At 62.8% G+C, this 18,803-nt stretch carries 19 protein-coding genes and 2 pseudogenes; 13 read left to right on the top strand and 8 right to left on the bottom strand.

Going from position 1 to position 18,803, the window contains the following annotated elements; translation table 11 throughout:
* From ASD52_RS35000 to ASD52_RS34985, 4 genes and pseudogenes are all read left to right on the top strand, one after another.
* Positions 1-1,069 (top strand): annotated as a pseudogene (locus tag ASD52_RS35000) (sugar phosphate isomerase/epimerase); the annotation flags it as partial.
* A gap of 358 nt (positions 1,070-1,427) precedes the next feature.
* Positions 1,428-2,339, top strand: a pseudogene (locus ASD52_RS34995) (Gfo/Idh/MocA family oxidoreductase); the annotation flags it as partial.
* 4 nt (positions 2,340-2,343) lie between these two features.
* The gene (locus ASD52_RS34990) at positions 2,344-3,012 is read left to right on the top strand and encodes a Gfo/Idh/MocA family oxidoreductase (RefSeq protein ID WP_057226593.1); all 669 of its coding nucleotides are present in this window, start codon (positions 2,344-2,346) and stop codon (positions 3,010-3,012) included.
* Between the two features lie 161 nt (positions 3,013-3,173).
* Positions 3,174-4,541 (top strand): GH1 family beta-glucosidase, encoded by a 1,368-nt coding sequence (locus ASD52_RS34985; RefSeq protein ID WP_038576503.1) that lies wholly within the window; start codon positions 3,174-3,176, stop codon positions 4,539-4,541.
* 309 nt (positions 4,542-4,850) lie between these two features.
* On the opposite strand, the gene ASD52_RS34980 is transcribed toward ASD52_RS34985, so the two are convergent.
* Positions 4,851-5,741: an NAD(P)-dependent oxidoreductase gene (locus ASD52_RS34980; protein WP_025424901.1), complete on the bottom strand. Its 891-nt coding sequence runs from the start codon at positions 5,739-5,741 to the stop codon at positions 4,851-4,853.
* 241 nt (positions 5,742-5,982) lie between these two features.
* On the opposite strand from ASD52_RS34980, the gene ASD52_RS34975 reads away from it, so the two are divergent.
* The 5 genes from ASD52_RS34975 (at position 5,983) to ASD52_RS34955 (ending at position 10,060) form a co-directional block, all read left to right on the top strand.
* Positions 5,983-6,615: a TerC family protein gene (locus ASD52_RS34975; RefSeq protein WP_025424900.1), complete on the top strand. Its 633-nt coding sequence runs from the start codon at positions 5,983-5,985 to the stop codon at positions 6,613-6,615.
* 378 nt (positions 6,616-6,993) lie between these two features.
* Positions 6,994-8,076: a methionine ABC transporter ATP-binding protein gene (locus ASD52_RS34970; protein WP_025424899.1), complete on the top strand. Its 1,083-nt coding sequence runs from the start codon at positions 6,994-6,996 to the stop codon at positions 8,074-8,076.
* On the top strand, positions 8,066-8,731 hold the full coding sequence (locus ASD52_RS34965) for a methionine ABC transporter permease (RefSeq protein WP_025424898.1): 666 nt from the start codon (positions 8,066-8,068) through the stop codon (positions 8,729-8,731). Before ASD52_RS34970 ends, ASD52_RS34965 begins: the two co-directional genes overlap by 11 nt.
* A gap of 38 nt (positions 8,732-8,769) precedes the next feature.
* Positions 8,770-9,546: a MetQ/NlpA family ABC transporter substrate-binding protein gene (locus ASD52_RS34960; protein WP_057221587.1), complete on the top strand. Its 777-nt coding sequence runs from the start codon at positions 8,770-8,772 to the stop codon at positions 9,544-9,546.
* 115 nt (positions 9,547-9,661) lie between these two features.
* Positions 9,662-10,060 (top strand): GFA family protein, encoded by a 399-nt coding sequence (locus ASD52_RS34955; RefSeq protein WP_025424896.1) that lies wholly within the window; start codon positions 9,662-9,664, stop codon positions 10,058-10,060.
* Between the two features lie 225 nt (positions 10,061-10,285).
* On the opposite strand, the gene ASD52_RS34950 is transcribed toward ASD52_RS34955, so the two are convergent.
* From ASD52_RS34950 to ASD52_RS34940, 3 genes are all read right to left on the bottom strand, one after another.
* Positions 10,286-11,230 (bottom strand): rhodanese-related sulfurtransferase, encoded by a 945-nt coding sequence (locus tag ASD52_RS34950; RefSeq protein WP_025424895.1) that lies wholly within the window; start codon positions 11,228-11,230, stop codon positions 10,286-10,288.
* A 78-nt stretch (positions 11,231-11,308) separates the two neighbouring features.
* Entirely contained in the window at positions 11,309-12,217 is a 909-nt protein-coding gene (locus ASD52_RS34945) for a CHAD domain-containing protein (RefSeq protein ID WP_025424894.1), read from the bottom strand.
* On the bottom strand, positions 12,214-12,687 hold the full coding sequence (locus ASD52_RS34940) for a CYTH domain-containing protein (protein WP_025424893.1): 474 nt from the start codon (positions 12,685-12,687) through the stop codon (positions 12,214-12,216). Before ASD52_RS34940 ends, ASD52_RS34945 begins: the two co-directional genes overlap by 4 nt.
* Before the next feature lie 199 nt (positions 12,688-12,886).
* Between ASD52_RS34940 and ASD52_RS34935 the strand changes: the two genes are divergently transcribed.
* From ASD52_RS34935 to ASD52_RS34920, 4 genes are all read left to right on the top strand, one after another.
* Positions 12,887-13,525: a 2-dehydro-3-deoxy-phosphogluconate aldolase gene (locus tag ASD52_RS34935; protein ID WP_025424892.1), complete on the top strand. Its 639-nt coding sequence runs from the start codon at positions 12,887-12,889 to the stop codon at positions 13,523-13,525.
* Between the two features lie 202 nt (positions 13,526-13,727).
* Complete coding sequence (locus tag ASD52_RS34930) at positions 13,728-14,435, top strand: tellurite resistance TerB family protein (RefSeq protein WP_025424891.1); 708 nt, start codon at positions 13,728-13,730, stop codon at positions 14,433-14,435.
* A gap of 145 nt (positions 14,436-14,580) precedes the next feature.
* Positions 14,581-15,270, top strand: a complete 690-nt coding sequence (locus tag ASD52_RS34925; RefSeq protein WP_038575716.1) for a GNAT family protein — start codon at positions 14,581-14,583, stop codon at positions 15,268-15,270.
* Positions 15,271-15,272: 2 nt separating this feature from the next.
* Positions 15,273-15,509 carry a hypothetical protein gene (locus tag ASD52_RS34920; RefSeq protein WP_057207582.1) on the top strand — a complete coding sequence of 79 codons (237 nt, stop codon included), beginning with the start codon at positions 15,273-15,275 and terminating at the stop codon, positions 15,507-15,509.
* A 68-nt stretch (positions 15,510-15,577) separates the two neighbouring features.
* Here ASD52_RS34920 and ASD52_RS34915 read toward each other — a convergent pair whose 3' ends face one another.
* From ASD52_RS34915 to ASD52_RS34900, 4 genes are all read right to left on the bottom strand, one after another.
* A complete protein-coding gene (locus ASD52_RS34915) occupies positions 15,578-15,889 on the bottom strand; it encodes a hypothetical protein (RefSeq protein ID WP_025424889.1) in 312 nt (103 codons plus the stop codon).
* Positions 15,890-16,001: 112 nt separating this feature from the next.
* Positions 16,002-17,051, bottom strand: a complete 1,050-nt coding sequence (locus tag ASD52_RS34910) for a nickel/cobalt transporter (RefSeq protein ID WP_025424888.1) — start codon at positions 17,049-17,051, stop codon at positions 16,002-16,004.
* A complete protein-coding gene (locus ASD52_RS34905; protein WP_025424887.1) occupies positions 17,045-17,689 on the bottom strand; it encodes a DUF1007 family protein in 645 nt (214 codons plus the stop codon). The genes ASD52_RS34910 and ASD52_RS34905 overlap by 7 nt, the downstream gene beginning before the upstream one ends.
* Positions 17,690-17,781: 92 nt before the next feature.
* Positions 17,782-18,675: a LysR family transcriptional regulator gene (locus ASD52_RS34900; RefSeq protein ID WP_025424886.1), complete on the bottom strand. Its 894-nt coding sequence runs from the start codon at positions 18,673-18,675 to the stop codon at positions 17,782-17,784.
* Positions 18,676-18,803 lie beyond the last annotated feature (128 nt).

Below are 18,803 nucleotides of genomic sequence, written 5' to 3'. Positions count from 1 at the left end.
ATGAAAACGATTAAGGGCCCCGGTCTGTTTCTTGCGCAGTTTGCCGGGGATGCGGCGCCGTTCAACTCGTTTGCGGCGATCACCAAGTGGGCTGCCGATTGCGGCTACAAGGGCGTGCAGGTGCCGACCTGGGATACCAGGCTGATCGATTTGCAGCAGGCGGCGACGTCAAAGGCCTATTGCGACGAGCTTGCCGGCATTGCCCGCGACAACGGCGTCGAGATCACCGAGCTGTCGACCCATCTGCAGGGCCAGYTGGTCGCCACCCATCCGGCCTATGACGAGGTGTTCGACGGTTTTGCCGTGCCGGAAGTGCGCGGCAAYCCKRRGGCACGGCAGCAATGGGCGGTCGAGCAGGTGAAGMTGGCGCTGACGGCGTCGAAGAACCTCGGGCTTAATGCGATGGCGAGCTTCTCCGGCGCGCTTGCCTGGCCGTTCGTCTATCCCTGGCCGCAGCGGCCGGCCGGYCTGGTCGAGACCGCCTTCGACGAACTGGCGCGGCGCTGGAAACCGATCCTCGACCATGCCGAGGATTGCGGCGTCGACATCTGCTACGAGATCCATCCGGGCGAGGACCTGCACGACGGCATCACCTTCGAGATGTTTTTAGAGCGCACCGGCAACCATGSCCGCGCCAACATGCTCTACGACCCCTCGCACTATGTGCTGCAGTGCCTATGTGCTGCAGTGCCTCGACTATCTCGACAACATCGACATCTACAAGGATCGCATCCGGATGTTCCACGTCAAGGATGCCGAGTTCAACCCGACCGGSMGGCAGGGCGTCTATGGCGGCTACCAGGGCTGGGTCAACCGGGCCGGGCGYTTCCGYTCGCTCGGCGACGGCCAGGTCGATTTCGGCGCGGTGTTTTCCAAGATGGCGGCCAATGATTTTTCCGGCTGGGCGGTGGTGGAATGGGAGTGCTGTCTGAAGCATCCCGAAGACGGCGCGCGCGAAGGCGCCGAGTTCGTCAGGCACCACATCATCCGGGTTACCGAAAAGGCCTTCGATGACTTTGCCGACGGCGGYACCGACGAGGCCGCCAACCGGCGCCTGCTGGGGATYTGAGGCACGGTATAGAGCCAACGGTGGCGCCTGCCCGGCGATGGCCGCAGTGCGCSCCCGGCCGTAGCCCCCCCGGCCGTAGCCCCTCACCCTAACCCTCTCCCGCAAGCGGGGAGAGGGGACGTGCCACACGGTGCTGCCGAGCGAGAGGAAACGCCGTCGCGATCGCCCTTCTGCCAGCTGCTGGAGGAGGGGATGTGAGCTGACGCTGGCGCTGCTGTCTTGGCTGGTGGTGCGAGCGGGTGCCGCATATTCCTTCTCCCCGCCCGGCGGGGAGAAGGTGCCGGCAGGCSGATGAGGGGCAGCCGCACGACGATGACAACGAGACGATAGAGCAGGTTCAGAACAGGGAGACAAAACGATGGCAATCGAGGGAACGAGCGAGAAGCGCGAGCGGCGGATCAGGCTCGGCATGGTCGGCGGCGGTTCGGGCGCCTTCATCGGCGCGGTGCACCGCATCGCCGCCCGGCTCGACGATCACTACGAACTGGTGGCCGGCGCCCTGTCGTCGACGCCGGACAAGGCCGAAAGCTCCGGCCGCGAGCTCGGGCTTGATCCGTCGCGGGTCTATTCCGACTTCAAGCAAATGGCGATCCGCGAGGCCAAGCTGAAGGACGGCATCGAGGCGGTGGCGATCGTCACCCCCAACCATGTGCACTATGCCGCCGCCAAGGAATTCCTGAAGCGCGGYATCCATGTGATCTGCGACAAGCCGCTGACCTCGACGCTTTCGGATGCGAAGAARCTGAAGAAGGCGGCCGACGACAGCGAGGCGCTGTTCGTGCTCACCCACAACTACACCGGCTATCCGATGGTGCGCCAGGCGCGCGCGATGGTCGAAAATGGCGACATCGGCGCTATCCGGCTGGTGCAGATGGAATATCCGCAGGACTGGCTGACGGAGAAYATCGAGCAGTCGGGCCAGAAACAGGCGGCCTGGCGCACCGATCCGGCCCGCTCCGGCGCCGGCGGCTCGACCGGCGACATCGGCACCCATGCCTATAATCTCGGCGCCTTCGTCTCCGGGCTGGAACTCGAGGAACTTGCCGCCGACCTCGACAGCTTCGTCGAAGGCCGTCAGCTCGACGACAATGCCCATGTGATGATGCGCTTCAAGGCCAAGGACGGTCAGCGCGCCAAGGGGCTCTTGTGGTGCAGCCAGGTGGCGCCCGGCCACGAGAACGGCCTGATGGTGCGGGTCTACGGCACCAAGGGTGGGCTCGAATGGACGCAGAAGGACCCGAACTATCTCTGGTACACGCCGTTCGGCGATGCAGATGGAATATCCGCAGGACTGGCTGACGGAGAATATCGAGCAGTCGGGCCAGAAACAGGCGGCCTGGCGCACCGATCCGGCCCGCTCCGGCGCCGGCGGCTCGACCGGCGACATCGGCACCCATGCCTATAATCTCGGCGCCTTCGTCTCCGGGCTGGAACTCGAGGAACTTGCCGCCGACCTCGACAGCTTCGTTGCCGGCCGAAAGCTCGACGACAATGCCCATGTGATGATGCGCTTCAAGAAAAAGGACGGCGAGCGCGCCAAGGGGCTGCTCTGGTGCAGCCAGGTGGCGCCCGGCCACGAGAACGGCCTGATGGTGCGGGTCTACGGCACCAAGGGTGGGCTCGAATGGACGCAGAAGGACCCGAACTATCTCTGGTACACGCCGTTCGGCGAGCCGAAGCGGCTGCTCACCCGGGCTGGTGCCGGCTCCGGCCCGGCCGCCGCTCGCGTCAGCCGCATTCCKTCTGGCCACCCCGAAGGCTATCTCGAAGGGTTTGCCAATATCTACACCGAAGCGGCCCGGGCGATCTTCGCCAAACGAAAGGGCGAGGCGATCGATGCCGCCGTCACCTATCCGACAATCGACGACGGTATGAAGGGCATGGCCTTCGTCGATGCCTGCGTGCAGTCGTCAAAACGAAACGGCGCATGGGTAAAGGTGTAGTCGGAAAGCATGCCGGGGGGCAGGGCGAGGGGTGCCTCGCCCTTTTTCGCGAGTTGACTTTTGCCGGTGTCGCTTTAGGCCCGCCCGCAACAAGAATGAAAATACACAAGGTGAGCGGCCGCCCGCCGGATGCGGGCCGCTGCAAAGGACGAGACAGGCTGATGATCGAAGCAAAAACCCTTGCCCAACGTTTCCCGGGCGATTTCGTGTTCGGAGTGGCGACGGCCTCCTTCCAGATCGAGGGAGCCACCAAGATGGACGGGCGCAAGCCATCGATCTGGGATGCCTTCTCCAACATGCCGGGCCGGGTCTTCGGCCGGCACAATGGCGATATCGCCTGCGATCACTACAACAGGCTCGACGATGATCTCGATCTGATCAAGAGCCTCGGCGTCGAGGCCTACCGGTTCTCGATCGCCTGGCCGCGCATCATTCCCGAAGGCACCGGCCCGATCAACGAGAAGGGCCTCGACTTCTACGACCGTCTCGTTGACGGCCTGAAGGCGCGTAACATCAAGGCCTTCGCCACGCTTTATCACTGGGACCTGCCGCTGGCGCTGATGGGCGACGGCGGCTGGACGGCGCGCACCACGGCCTACGCCTTCCAGCGTTATGCCAAGACTGTCATCGCTCGGCTCGGCGACCGGCTCGACGCGATCGCGACCTTCAACGAGCCCTGGTGCTCGGTGTGGCTCAGCCATCTCTACGGCATTCACGCGCCGGGCGAGCGCAACATGGACGCGGCGCTGCACGCGCTGCATTTCACCAACCTGGCACATGGCCTCGGCGTCGACGCCATCCGCTCGGAGCGGCCGAACCTGCCAGCCGGCATCGTTATCAACGCTCATTCGGTCTATCCCGGCAGCGACGCTGCTGCCGACAAGGCGGCCGCTGAGCGCGCCTTCGATTTCCACAACGGCGTCTTCTTCGGTCCGATCTTCAAGGGCGAGTATCCCGAAAGCTTCATGAGCGCGCTCGGCCATCGCATGCCCGATATCGAAGACGGCGACATGGAAACGATTTCGCGGCCGCTCGATTGGTGGGGCCTTAACTACTACACGCCAATGCGCGTCAGTGATGATGCTGCCGCCGGTGCCGAATATCCCGCGACGATCAACGCCAAGCCGGTCAGCGACGTGAAGACGGATATCGGCTGGGAGGTCTATGCGCCGGCGCTCGGCCAACTGGTGGAGACGCTTAACGCCCGCTACGACCTGCCCGATTGCTACATCACCGAGAATGGCGCCTGCTACAACATGGGCGTCGAAAATGGTGCGGTCGACGACCAGCCGCGGCTCGACTACATCGCCGAGCACCTGTCGGTGACGGCAGACCTGATTTCCAAGGGCTACCCCATGCGCGGCTACTTCGCCTGGAGCCTGATGGACAATTTCGAGTGGGCCGAAGGCTACAAGATGCGCTTCGGCATCGTGCATGTGGACTATGAGACGCAAGTGCGCACGATCAAGAAGAGCGGCCACTGGTACAAGTCATTGGCCGAAGAGTTTCCCGCGGGCAACCACATCTGATGGCTGGTGCCTTGCGCGCCCGTTGAGGCGTGCAGAGCTCAGGTTGATGGCAAACCACTGCGATAGCCTGGTTGACGGGCGAAACATGCTGTTCTCCTCATCCTCGCCCTTGTAGCGGGGATCCAGCGGCCCGACGTCTGTCGGGCCAACAGATCTTTCAACCCAAGGACTTGGGCTGGCTGGGTTCCTGTGACAGGCACAGGAATGAGGGCGCTTTGGGAGTCAACAAGACACGTGAATGTCGAACAGGTCATATGGATGACTTTGTCATCAGTCTTGCGCGCCCATTGAGGCGCGCAAGACGTCCTGTCAATCGAAGCGCCCTGGGGCCGCTTTGCGCACCGGCAGCACCTCGAGGCTGCCGCGGTCGAGCTGGGCCAGGACTTCCTTGAAACCGAAACGCGGCTTCCATCCGAGCGCGCCGATGGCGGCACTCGGATCGTAGATACGGTCGATCGATGCCGGCAGCGACCAGCCGCGCTCGGCAAAGGCCTGAGCAAATTTGCTCGCCCGCTCCCGCAGAACCGAGGCTGCATCGCTTGCCAGATGCCGGCAATCGGTCGGCAGGAAGGCCGGCTCGCCTGAAATGACGAACCGCTGAAAGGCAGGCCCGTCATTGTCGAGCGCCGCCACATGCGCGTCCGCCACATCGCGGACGTCGATGCCGCGGTGCAGCCGATACGCCGCCATGCGGTCGGCCTGCTCCGGAAAACATCTGGACATACGCAGGACACGGATATGCAGCGCCCGGTCGGCGGCGTTTTCCAACAAAGCCTCGGCGGCAAGCTTGGTGTGATGGTAGATCGTGTGCGGTTGCGGTGGCGTTTCCTCGGTGATCCAGGTGCAGGCACCCTCTTTCACCGCATGGCCGTACAGTGCCGTCGTGCTGGTGAAGACGATACGGCGGACGCCGGTGGCTTGAGCCGCGGCAATGACGAGATGGGTGCCCATCACATTGACGCGCTCGAATTCCGCGTCCGGGATCGTATCGACGTGTGGCGCATGCAGAGCAGCCGCATGGATGACGGCATCGGCCCCCTGCATGGCGCGTTCCAGGAGGACACCGTCGACAAAGTCACCTGTGATCTCCGTCGTCGCAAAAGGCGCGCGGTCGATGCCGATCACGTCGTGATCGGGCGTCAGGGCATTGTAGATCGCCCGGCCGATGCGCCCCGAACTTCCGGTCAAAACGATGCGCATCCGCTCTCCTGCCTTTCGACTCAGTCTTGTTGTGTTTCGTATCAGAGAACTGTGCTCAGTAAACTGTGAAGTCCGCCACAATCTCTGCATAGCCGTTGAAGCAACAACGCGCTGCGCAGTGCCATCATTCCGGTGCGTATTGCGAAGCTGTCCGTCTCAACCCCTTGATCCGCCAACGCCCCTTGTTCTATGCGTTAGCGACAGCGAATAGGCGTGCGGGGCGCCTGGGGGACTATCGATCATGGAAATCTTCACCTCTGCCGGGCTGCTGGCGCTTCTGCAGGTCATCGTCATCGACCTGGTTCTGGCCGGCGACAATGCCGTCGTCATCGGCCTTGCAGCCGCCGGTCTGCCGACCGAGCAGCGCCGCAAGGCGATCCTGGTCGGCATTCTTGCCGCCACGGTCCTTCGCATCGCGCTTGCCAGCGTCACGGTACAGCTTCTCGATATCATCGGGCTGCTGCTGGCCGGTGGCCTTCTGCTTCTCTGGGTCTGCTGGAAGATGTGGCGCGAGATCCGCGCCGGCGGGGCCGAAGATTTTGAGGGCGAGGGGGCCAATTCGGCGCCGCGAAAGACCTTCCTTCAGGCAGCCATCCAGATCGTCATTGCCGACGTCTCGATGTCGCTCGACAACGTGTTGGCGGTCGCCGGCGCTGCGCGCGAGCATCCGACGATCCTCGTCTTCGGCCTCATCCTTTCGATCGCGCTGATGGGCATTGCCGCCAGCTTCATCGCCCGGCTGCTCAACCGCTATCACTGGATCGCCTATGTCGGTCTCGCCATCATCCTCTATGTGGCACTCAACATGATCTATCGCGGCTCACTCGAAGTCTGGCCGCATCTGGCGCCGGTCGCTCACGCCATCGGCGTTTGACCGTCATCGGCAGATCGTGCGCATCGGCCCGCTTATCGGGCCGGTGCGCAGCAGGCTTCTTTCAGCGCCATTTGCGAAAGAGCGGTTTTTTCCGCAAACGTGAAGCAACCCGGAAAATCATACCTGTAAAAGCCGGGATCTATTGTCCATAAGGGCCGTAGATTATGTCGCATGTTCTTCCTGCGGCAACGACGTTGAACTCACCGGTTGGCTAATGCTAGAGAAGTGCTCCCTGTTCCGAATGCGTTGTCGAATGTCGGCCTGACAAGACGCGCCTTCCATCCCGCGCCCCGAGTCCGGGATTTTGAGTTTCGAGCATCCGAGAGCACCTATGTACCCGTCCATAACGATAACGCCTCTTTCGGGGGTATCCGAACGATGAGCGTTTCCGCCTATAAAGCACCGGCGCCCGGCGATGCCGCCGTCATCTTCGACGGCGTTTCCAAGCATTTCGCAGCGTCCGGCAAGAGCGGCGGCTTTACCGCGCTCGACAACGTCTCCCTTTCGGTCGGCCGCGGCTCGATCACCGGTATCATCGGCCGCTCCGGCGCCGGCAAGTCGACGCTGATCCGCCTGGTCAACGGGCTGGAGAAGCCGACGGGCGGCAAGGTGCTCGTCGACGGCGTCGATGTCGGCGCGCTCGACGAGGCGGGTCTTCGCACGTTGCGCCGCTCGGTCGGCATGATCTTCCAGCATTTCAATCTGCTGTCGTCGCGTACCGTGTTCGGCAATGTGGCGCTGCCGCTCGAAATCGCCGGCATGGACAAGGGAGCCATCGAAAAGCGCGTGCGCCCGCTGCTCGACCTTGTCGGGCTTGCCGACAAGCATGGCCGTTACCCCTCCGAGCTTTCCGGCGGCCAGAAGCAGCGGATCGGCATCGCCCGGGCGCTTGCGACCGAGCCGAAGCTGCTTTTGTCGGACGAAGCGACATCGGCGCTCGATCCCGAGACGACGCAATCGATCCTGGAACTGCTGAAGCGCATCAATGCCGATCTCGGCCTGACCGTGCTGCTCATCACCCACGAGATGGAAGTGGTGAAGGCGGTCACCTCCGATGTCGCCGTCATCGATCACGGCCGCATTGTCGAACGCGGCCACACCTTCGATGTCTTCACCCATCCGAAGCACGAGACGACACGGGCGATGCTCTCCGGCCTGCCGGGCTCGAAGCTGCCCGACGCAGTGTCCCGCGCGCTGAAGCCGCAGGCTGCCGTCGGCGACCGCGCCGTCGTGCGCCTGACCTTCTTTGGCGCGGCGGCAGAACGGCCGCTGATTTCGCAGCTGATCAAGTCGGTCGGCGCCGAGGTCAACATCATCGCCGGAACGATCGACGAGATCGGCGGCCGGCCCTACGGCTCGCTGGTCGTCGCCTATGGCGCGGATGCGGAAACCGCAGGCCGCGCCGAACGCTTCTTCACTGAAAACGGTCTGGTCACGGAGGTGCTCGGCTATGTCGCCTGATATCCTGTTAAAGATCTGGGGTGCCACGCTCGACACACTCTACATGGTCGCGGCCGCCGGCCTGATCGGCTCACTGATCGGCTTGCCGATCGGCATATTCCTGGCGACCAGCGGCAAGGGCGAACTCTTTCCGGCACCGACGATCAACCGCATCGTCGGGCTGATCGTCAATGCGGCGCGCTCGACCCCGTTCATCATCCTGGTCGTTGCCATCATTCCCTTCACCCGGCTTCTCACCGGAACGTCGATCGGCACCAAGGCGGCGATCGTGCCGCTGACGATCGCGACCATTCCCTTCGTTGCACGTCTGGTGGAGGCGGCGATCCGCGAGATTGACAAGGGACTGATCGAGGCGGCCCGTGCCATGGGTGCCACGCCGATGCAGATCGTCTTCAAGGTTCTGCTCGCGGAGGCCCGCCCGGCGCTGACGATGGCGCTGACCATGACAGCCGTCAGCCTCATTGGTTACTCCGCCATGGTCGGCGCGGTCGGCGGCGGCGGGCTCGGCGATCTCGGCATCCGCTACGGTTACCAGCGCTTCATGCCCGACGTGATGCTCGTCGTCGTCATCGTGCTCATCGTGCTGGTGCAGCTGGTGCAGAGTGCCGGCGACGGACTGGCACGCCACTTCGACAGGCGTAGCCGCAAGAACTGATTTCCCAGGACATTCAAATCACCAACAAGGAGATACCCATGAAGAAGCTCATCATTGCTGCGGCAATCGCAGCCCTTACGGCCGGTACCGCACTGGCCGAAACCATCAAGGTTGGCGTGACGCCGGGCGAGCACGCCCAGATCATGGAGAAGGTGAAGGAAGTCGCGGCGCCCAAGGGCCTCGACATCGAGATCCTCGAATTCTCCGATTACGTCGTTCCGAACCAGGCGCTTGCCGACGGCGACCTCAACGCAAATTCGTTCCAGCACCAGCCTTACCTCGACAACCAGATCGCCGATCGCGGTTTCGATATCGTCAGCGTCGGCACCACCATCACCACGCCGATGGGCGTCTATTCGAGCAAGGTGAAGAACCTCGACGAGCTGAAGGATGGCGCGACGATCGGCATCCCGAACGATCCGACCAATGGTGGCCGCGCGCTGCTCGTGCTCGCGTCCAAGGGTCTCATCAAGGTCAAGCCGGAAGTCGGCCTGAAGGTGACCCCATCCGACATCACAGAAAACCCGAAGAACATCACATTTGCCGAACTGGATGCGGCCCAGCTTCCGCGCTCGCTCGCCGATGTCGACGCAGCAGTGATCAACACCAACTACGCGCTCGAGGCCGACCTGCATCCGAAGGAAGACGCCATCGCCATCGAAGGCGAGAAGTCGCCCTACGCCAACGTCATTGCCGTGCGCACCGCCGACAAGGACGCGCCCTGGGTGAAGACGCTCGTCGAAGCCTACCACGACGAAAAGGTGAAGACCTTCATCAACGAGACCTTCAAGGGCGCGCTGATCCCGAGCTGGTAATTTCCAGCCCGTAGAAACCCGATATCGAACCGCGCGCCGTACCCCGGCGCGCGGTTTTCTTTTGAATGCTGGCTGCGGCGCGCTATCTCCTCTGCAATCACAGGAGGAGGCCGGCATGAAGGGTGGATGTCACTGCGGCGCCATACGGTATGAGGCGAAGCGGTCGCCGTCCTATTCCGGCTTTTGCCATTGTCGCGATTGCCAGCGGATCACCGGTACCGGGCATTGCTGCTACATGATTTTCGATCGTTCGGATGTGATTGCGACGGGGTCTTGTCGCGGCTACCAGACCATTGCTGCGAATGGCAACATTTCCATCCGCCATTTCTGCGAGACCTGCGGCAGCCAGGTTTTTGGAAGTGGCCTGCCGGATGATGGTCGACTGACGGTCTATGCCGGCACGCTTGACGATCTCTCCGAGTTCACGCCAACGGATGCGATCTTCACGCGCAGCCGGCCCAAATGGGATCGGGCGGCGATGGCCCTGCAGGAATGCGAGGCGCTGCCGGGCTAGAGGCGAGACAGCAAGATTTGCCCCTCGCTCTAACCCTCTCGCCGCATGCGGGGAGAGGGTACGTGGCCCGGGTGCAGGGTTGCCGGCGGTTCCGTTACGGAAAATACTGACTTGATGTGAATGGGCGGTTCTTTGGGATACGGATGGCGCGGCATCTCCCTTCGCCCCGCTTGCGGGGAGAAGGTGCCGGCAGGCGGATGCGGCGCGACTTCTTCGACAGCCGCTTCAGCTTCCGAGATGTTTCTCGCCGCGCTTTTTGGCAAGCGTGATCTGGCGTTGCCGCTGGCGGTAACGCTCGCGGTCCTCGTCGGTGCGGACTTCGTGGCAATGGATGCAGGACACGCCTTCCTCGTGGTGCGGGGAGGCGAGGTCGGCCGGGGTCAGCGGCTGGCGGCAGGCGTGGCAGAGCGTGTGCTCGCCCTCTTCAAGCCCGTGCGTGACCGACACGCGGTCGTCGAAGACGAAGCAGGCGCCTTCCCAGAGGCTTTCCTCCTGCGGCACCTCTTCGAGATACTTCAGGATGCCGCCCTTGAGGTGGAAGACCTCGTCGAAGCCCTGCTCCTTCATGAAGGCGGTCGCCTTCTCGCAGCGGATGCCGCCGGTGCAATACATGGCGATCTTCGGCTTGTTGTGCAGGCCGGCATTGTTGCGCACCCAGTCTGGAAACTCGCGGAAGGTCTTGGTCTGCGGATCGACCGCGCCCTTGAATATGCCGATCGCGGTCTCGTAGTCGTTGCGCGTGTCGATGACGATCGTTTCGGGATCGGAGATCAGCGCGTTCCAATCCTTGGGATCGACATAGGTGCCGACGATCTTGTTGGGGTCGATGTTGTTGACGCCCATGGTGACGATTTCCTTTTTCAGCCGCACCTTCATGCGCAGGAACGGCATCGAGGAAGCACGGCTTTCCTTGTGCTCCAGGCCCGAAAATTCCGGCTGCGAGCGCAGATAGGAAAGCACCGCCGTGATGCCGGCGTCGGTGCCGGCGATCGTGCCGTTGATGCCCTCATGGGCGAGAAGCAGGGTTCCCTTGACGCCATTCTCGTCGCAAACGGTCTGCAGCGGTTCGCGGAATTCGGCGAAACGCGGGAAGGCGACGAAATGATAGAGCGCTGCGACCATGAACTGGCCATGCGTCTCGGGGCGCGGGGTCGTTGAAATGTCGGTCATGGGGCGTGCAAATACAGCTTTCGCGCCGCAAGTGCAATCCGGACCTCCCCTCCAGGGGCCATCTGTCGCGGCCGGCGGCTAGCGACTGGCCTCCAGCCAAAGGAGCCGGATGGTCCGGCTCTCGACATCCGGCGCATCGAGAAAGACGTTGGCTGCGCGATCCAGCGCCTCTAAGCGCAGGCTTTCCTGGCGAGCGATGACAGCGGAGATCAGATGAGCCTGATCCTGGCTGTCGCCGGCAAGGCCTGGATCCTCGTTGACGAGCGAGGTCATGACGTCGAGGTCGTTGAGGTGGCCGAGAATTTCGACCAGCGCTTTGGCATCCAGGCGTTTTGCCTGCATCGCCGAGGGCCAGGCCTCACGCATCAAGGCAAGGTGCATGCGATAATCCTGCGCGCGCTTGCGCAACTCGTGGAAGGCGGCGGCCTCGGTGCTTGCCTGGCAGGCCTCAACGGCGCGGGCAGCGCGCTTCAACGTGCGCCGCCAGCCCTTCGCCAGCCGGTCGGCCGTCTTGCGGCGACGGTCGTCGAAGGAGACATGGGCAAGCGCCGCCATGGCCTGTTCGCAATTGACGATGGTGGCTGCGATCCTGTCCTCGATATCGGTTTGGCCGGCGGCAATCCGGTCGCGTCGCTCGGCCAGTCGCGAGCAGACGCGGTCGAGCGCCTTCTCCTCGTCGTCGCTACGGGCGCCCTCATGCAGATAGCGGGCATTTTCGACGAGCGCGGCGGCGTCCCTGACAGCCGAGAGATTGCGCGCCATGTTGCGAATGCGGGCATTCTCCTGTTTTTGAAACAGCGGCGCGTCGGAGGCGATGAGCCGATAGAGTGCACGCAGGCGCTTGAAACACTTGCGGGCGTCGTGGATTGCCTCGTGCACGCCATCAGGGCGCAGCCGCAGGACCTCGATCGCCTGCTCGAATTGTTCGGCGCCGACATTTTTGAAATCGTCGGTGAAGGCCCCGCCTGGGCGGAAGGCGTAGCTCATGCTTGTTCTTCCACAGGCCCGTTGGTGGCGAGCGCCTGGTTGGAATAGCGCCGGTCCCCGGTGATCTCCGGTCCCAGCCAGTCGGGAAGTGCGGGCAGATCGGTCTCCCGCTTCATCTCGACCTCGGCGACGACGAGCCCCTCAAGTGCGCCTTCGTAGACGTCGACCTCCCACACAAAGCCCTTGTGCGGCACCCGGTAGCGCCGTTTCTCGATAACGACGCCCACTGCCTGGGTCAGCATTTCGCTGGCGTCGTCCATCGGCAGATCATATTCGTATTCATTGCGGACCAGCGCCGACTTGCCGATCTTGATTGTCAGCCGCGCCCATTTGTTGCCGTGGATCCGCACGCGCACGGACCGGTCGTCCATAGTGACGACATAGGCCTGCCGGAGCTGGGTGCCCTTGTCGGCACGCTCCCGCCAACCGTCGGAGGCCACCAGGAACTTGCGCTCTATCTCCTTCGCCATGGGTATCCCGCATTTCGAGAGGGTCGATGTCATCAAACTATCGTTTTACGGGCAAGGCTCAAGCATCTCTTTGTTGTCGAAGTTATTTTCTTTTTTGCTTATGTATGAATGGTGAACCGGCTTGGTGTTCGGCCTCGACAAGCGGCAGCAGGCGGAGTATGCGGAACGCATATTCAATCGTTTTAAAAGGACGATCTGCATGAGTGCGAAAACCGACAAGCTTCTTTCCATCCTCAAACTGCAGCCGGTCGTCCCGGTTCTGGTGATCGACGATGTGGCGACCGCCGTGCCGCTGGCGCGGGCGCTCGTCGCCGGTGGACTGAAAGCGATCGAGATCACCTTGCGCACGCCCGCGGCGCTCGAAGCGATCCGCGCCGTTGCCAACGAGGTCGAGGGTGCGGTTGCCGGTGCCGGCACCATCCTCAATGCCGCCCAGTTCGAGGCGGCGATCGAAGCCGGTTCGCAGTTCATCGTCAGCCCGGGCACGACGCAGGAGCTGATCGACGTTGCCAACGACCACGACGCCCCGTTGCTCCCGGGTGCTGCGACCGCCAGCGAAGTCATGGGCCTGCGCGAAGAAGGCTACGACGTCATGAAGTTCTTCCCGGCGGAACAGGCCGGTGGCGCTGCCTATCTCAAGTCGCTGTCGTCGCCGCTTGCCGGCACCTTCTTCTGCCCGACCGGCGGCATCTCGCTTTCGAACGCCCGCGACTACCTGTCGCTGCCGAACGTCATCTGCGTCGGCGGCTCGTGGGTGGCGCCGAAGGATCTGGTGACGAAGGGCGACTGGGCCGGCATCACCAAGCTTGCGGCCGAGGCCTTTGCGCTCAAGGGCTGAGGCTCGCCCGATCGCTTGAGAATTTCGAGGCCGGGCGTCAGTCCGGCCTTTTTCGTGTGCCCGGCCATTTTCGTGCGCAACGCGAGTTTGTATTTCCAGTGCAACGTTCCTATGTCTCAATCGGTTTGATGGAGCGGGTGCAGGCGGCGCCCTGTTCCGCATGGTTTTTAATCCGCCTGGAACCGACAAGGAGCGAAACCCCATGTTCGACGCGAAGAAATTGCTGGACCAGTTTCTCGGATCGCAGGTGCCGGGAGCGGGTGGCTCGGTGCGCGACCGCGCCGGCCAGGTTACGCAACTCGCCAAGGACAATCCGCTGGCAACCGGTGCCATCGCCGCCGTTCTGCTCGGCACCAAGTCGGGCCGGCAGCTGACCGGCAATGCGGCCGTGCTCGGAGGGCTCGCAGCCATCGCCGGCCTCGGCTATCAGGCCTACAAGAACTATCAGTCCGGCAACGCGCCGGTCACCGATCCCACCGCCCAGAAGCAGCCTGAACTCTTGCCGCCGCCGACCGATTCCGGATTTGCCGCCGAGCCGGAAAAGATCAGCCACGACTTCGCGCTTATTCTCGTGCGCGCCATGATCGCCGCCTCGCGCGCCGACGGCCATATCGACGAGGTCGAGCGCCGCCACATCATGGATAAGCTTTCGGTGTCCGGTCTGTCGGCCGATGCGTCGGCGTTCCTCGAGGGCGAGCTGGCCAATCCGGTCGATATCGACGCCATCGTCAACGCTGCGAAGACCGAGGAAGAGCGCGTCGAGGTTTATACCGCGTCGCGCCTGACGATCGAGCCGGAAAGCCGCGCCGAGCGGGGCTATCTCGATCTGCTCGCCGGTCGCCTCGGCCTTCCCGATGCGCTGGTCGATCATATCGAAGCGACCGTGTCGTCGGCCAAGGTCCCGGCCTGATCATTTCGCTCATGGATTGATCACCAGTTTGAATTTGTGTCGGCCGCTTCTCTGCCCTATGCCGAAGTCGATAGCGCCGCGCGTCTTACCAGACGCGCAAAGGTCGCTATAGCACTTTGAATTGCTGCAGCCGGAGAGGTGGCCGATGCGTGATCTGAGCAACTGGAAGGGATGCCCGGCACCGAAGCCGGTGGCGATCGAGGGTCGCTATGTCCGGCTTGAACCCTATGACCGTGCGATGCACAGGCAGGACCTCTGGGATGGGCTCGGCGGTATGGGCATCAATCCGCTGCTCAAGTATTTCGCGCAGGCCGATTTCCGCGGCATCGACGATTTCGACACCTGGCTGACCACTGCCCAGGAAAAGGGCGGCTGGGTCACGGAAGTGTTCCGCGACAAGGCGAGCGGCAAGGTCGTCGGTATGGCGAACTACATGCGCGCCGATCCTGCCAATGGCGTCGTCGAGGTCGGGTCCGTTGCGCATGGTGCGGCGATGGCCCGTTCGCCGCTGTCGACCGAGGTGCATTACCTCATGGCCAAGCATGTCTTCGAGGATCTCGGCTATCGCCGCTACGAGTGGAAGTGCAACAGCGAGAATGAGCCAAGCCGGACGACGGCACTCCGCCTCGGCTTCAGTTTTGAAGGCATTTTCCGCCAGCATATGATATCCAAGGGCGGCAACCGCGACACGGCCTGGTTCTCGATGATCGACAGCGAATGGCCGCTGCTCAATGCCGCATTCGAAAACTGGCTGTCGCCTGATAATTTCGATGCCGATGGTCGTCAGAAGCGGCGGCTGGAAGATATTCGCGCGGACCTCGCGCCAAAGGAGTGAGCGTGAACGCGCCCGAGAAGACGAGAGAAAACCAAGCCCCTAAGGAAAAGTCGCCGGCGATCGCCGCGGCCGTCATTCTGGCCGTCGTCGGCGTCGGCTTCTTCGTGCTACCGTCGATCATGCTGAGGCTTGGCGATATCTCGGTGTGGCTCGCCGGCGCCTTTGGCGTCGTCTTCGTTCTCGGCTTCTTCCTGATCTTCTGGCTGCGCGCGCGGCATCAGCGCAAGCGCGGGCTGTGATGGTAAGGTCTAGGGGCCGACGTGCAGGGAGTTGCCTCGGAAGACCCGTCCACAGCGTGCCTGGTTCCTCAATAGCGTTTTTTCTTTCGCACACGCGTGAAGCCGATTTGATCGGGCGTTAGCTCTGGGTCGTCTTCAAGACGGTAGCCGAATGAGTACCACGCGTCAGAGACATTCCGCGCGCCGGATGGCGGCGCCCAATAGTGATCGACAACCCAGAACGAGTAGCCGCCTCCAACGTCGGTCGCCGCAATCCCGTGCGTTTCGGAAAGCCAGAGCCTGAAAGCGGTGGCTTCACCGGACCAGATGTATTTGATTGCCCAGCCGGCCCGTGCGAGGTTGGCGGCGATTTCCTCGAACTCAAGCGTGTCGAAATTCATCTACCGTGTCCGTGTGGCGGCTCCACGCACGACGTACGTTGACCTCCCCCGGGGTGGGGGAAAGGGGCGGGCTTGCGGAAGCGGCGCACGTCCTGGCGAACACATAGCTGCCTTATCCTTGCAGCGCGGCGCCCAGCAAGACCAGTCCCAAGATAATCACGAGCAGGGCGCCTGCGATCTCGATGCCGTTCGAGACGCGGGCGGCCGATGCGGCGCTTGACGCGTAGCGCACGGCGAAACCCTTTGCCGTGACGGCCAGCGTCGCCAGGATCGATACCGTGATGGCGGTGCCGATCGACATGGCGAAGACCGACAGGATGCCGCCGAGATAAAGGCCGTTGAGTAAGGCGAAGGACAGCACGATCAGTGCGCCCGAGCACGGACGCAGACCGACGGCGACGATCGCCGACCAGGCCTCGCTGATGGCGAAGCGATCGCCCTTGAGCATCGACGGATCCGGCGCATGCGCATGGCCGCAGGTGGAGCAGACTTCGCCGGCGCCATGGTCGTGGTGATGATGCGTGTGGTCATGGCGATGGTGGGCATGGTCGTGATGATCGTGTTCGTGCTCGACGTGAACATGCCCGCCGCCGGCCGTTGCCATGAGAGCCGTCGGACGCATCATCGAGCGCAGTTTGCGAAACAAGAGCCAGCCGCCGAAGGCTGCGATCAGGGCGTAGCTGGCAATTTCCAGAGAGCGCGTCGCGTCAGTCATGCTGATCGAGGATCCGCGCAAAAGAAGATAAACCGCGCCGACAAGCAGGATGGCGACGACCCCCTGCAGGATCGACGACATGAAGGAGAGCAGCACGCCGCGCTTCAGCTCAGTCTCGTTGGCGATCATGTAGGAGGAGATGACCGCCTTGCCATGGCCGGGGCCGGCGGCATGGAAGACGCCATAGGCAAAGGAAAGGCCAATCAGCGACCAGAGCTGCCAGGGGTTTTCGCGCATGCCCTTCAGCGAGCCTGTCAGCGTGCGGTAGAAGCCCTGCTGCTCTGCATTCACCCAGGCAAAGAAGCCGCCGAGAAAGCCGGTGGTCTGAAACGACGGTTCGGCAGTGCCGATGCCGAGCGGCGATTGCGCCGCGGCAAGGCCGGCCGACAGAGCGGTCAACACGAGCGTCGCGGCAATCAGGCGGCCGATCCTGCGGGTGTTCAGCATGTGATCTCTATCCTGGTTGCAAAGAGCTTCGACATGTCGGTGCCGGTCGGGTCGCTCCAGAAAGCATCGGTCAGCGTGTCCTTGTTCTCGGCAAGGACTTCGTCAGGATCAGGGCGGACGACCTTGTGTTCGCAGGCGGCGATCTTGTCGCCGACCACGGTCAGGTCGTCATCGGTCGGGAAATCCATGGCCGTGTACATGGTCGGGTCGTAGACGCCGAAGGAGAGCTTGCCCTTGAGCGGCATCGGCTCGGCCGGCTTGACCGCGAAGATCATCAGCAACTGGCCGTCCTTGTAGTCGACGGTGATGTGCTCAGGTTTGCTGACCTTGATGGATTTGCCGTTTTCCAGGGCCGTCGTGTAGTAGTTGTACTCCGACAGTGACTCCAGCACGGTCTGGCCGACTTCCGCCAGTTCGTCCGGGTCGAGCGTGGCGTTCGAGTTCTTGTCGAAGTCGAGAACGACACTTGCGGAAAATAGCTCGTCGAAACGCCAGACATTTCTCAGCTCGCTCACCTCACCCTTGTCGTCGGAGGCCACTTCCAGGCGGGCCTCGGCGAAGATGTGCGGATGGGCAAAGGCCAAAGTCGGCGCAAGCAGGATGGCAAGGCCGGCCACGACGAGGCGCTTAATTCTCATGAAACGGCAATCCTTTCAGTCAGGGCGCAGCAGTGCCTTCGAATCGTTCCCGCAATGTACTGGAAATGGGACGGATTTGGGACCTTGCCGCGTCAATGCGGCTTGCGGAACCAGGCGTGCAGGTAGTCGACGAGGGTGCGCACTTTGGCCGGCAGGTAGCGGCGGTGCGGATAGATCGCATAGATGCCGCGGTCCCTGGGCAGGAAATCGTCAAAGAGCGTGACGAGTTCGCCGGTGGCAACCTTGGGCCGTGCAATGAAATCGGGAACCAGCGCCACACCGATGCCGGAGACGGCAGCGCGCACCGAGGCAAGCGGACTGTTGACCTCGATCGGGCCACTGACGGGAACGGTGAAGGAGGAACCGTCAGGCTCGATGAAGCGCCAGTTGGAATAGGACTTTCCATTGGTGTCGAGAATGCAGGGGATCTTCGAAAGGTCGGTCGGATGTGCGATCGGCCCGACCTTCTCCACGAAGTCCGGAGCGGCACAGATCAGGACCTGGAAGTCGTCGAGCTTGCGCGCGATCAGCGTCGAATCCTCAAGTCGGGTGATACGGATGGCGACATCGAAGCCCTCTTCGACGAGGTCGACGAAGCGGTCGTCCGAAACGATCTCCAGCGACAGTTCCGGATGCTGCTTGCCGAAATCGACCAGCGACTGGCCGATCTCGGCGTCGACGAAAGTGCGGGGCGCGGTGATGCGCAGCCGGCCCTTGAGGTCGGAATTGTTGGCGCGCACGAGATCGGCGAGATTGTCGATTTCCTTCAGGATTTCCGACGCGGTGCGATAATAGGTGTGGCCGGCTTCCGTCATCGAGAATTGACGTGTCGTGCGGTTAAGCAGAAGCGCGCCGAGTTCGTCCTCAAGCTCGCGCACATATTTCGACAAGAGCGCCTTCGACCTGCCGACGCGGCGGGCGGCGGCCGAAAACCCTTCGGCGTCCACGACATCGATGAAGGCGCGGATGCGGGTGAGCGTGTCCATGGCCGGTGTTTCCTTCGTCTTTCCTGGTCGCGGGAGCCTTGATTCGCCGCGAATGCTTCTTTCACGTTTCTCTGTTCGGCGGCTGTCTTTGTGGCCGGTTCGGTCCGCTCTTCGAATTTTGACGACCG

The sequence above is a fragment of the Ensifer sp. Root142 genome (assembly GCF_001426785.1).
In the GTDB taxonomy this organism is placed as follows: domain Bacteria; phylum Pseudomonadota; class Alphaproteobacteria; order Rhizobiales; family Rhizobiaceae; genus Ensifer; species Ensifer canadensis.
Note: the sequence above shows the minus strand (reverse complement) of the source record. Positions and strands in the feature narration are given on the sequence as shown.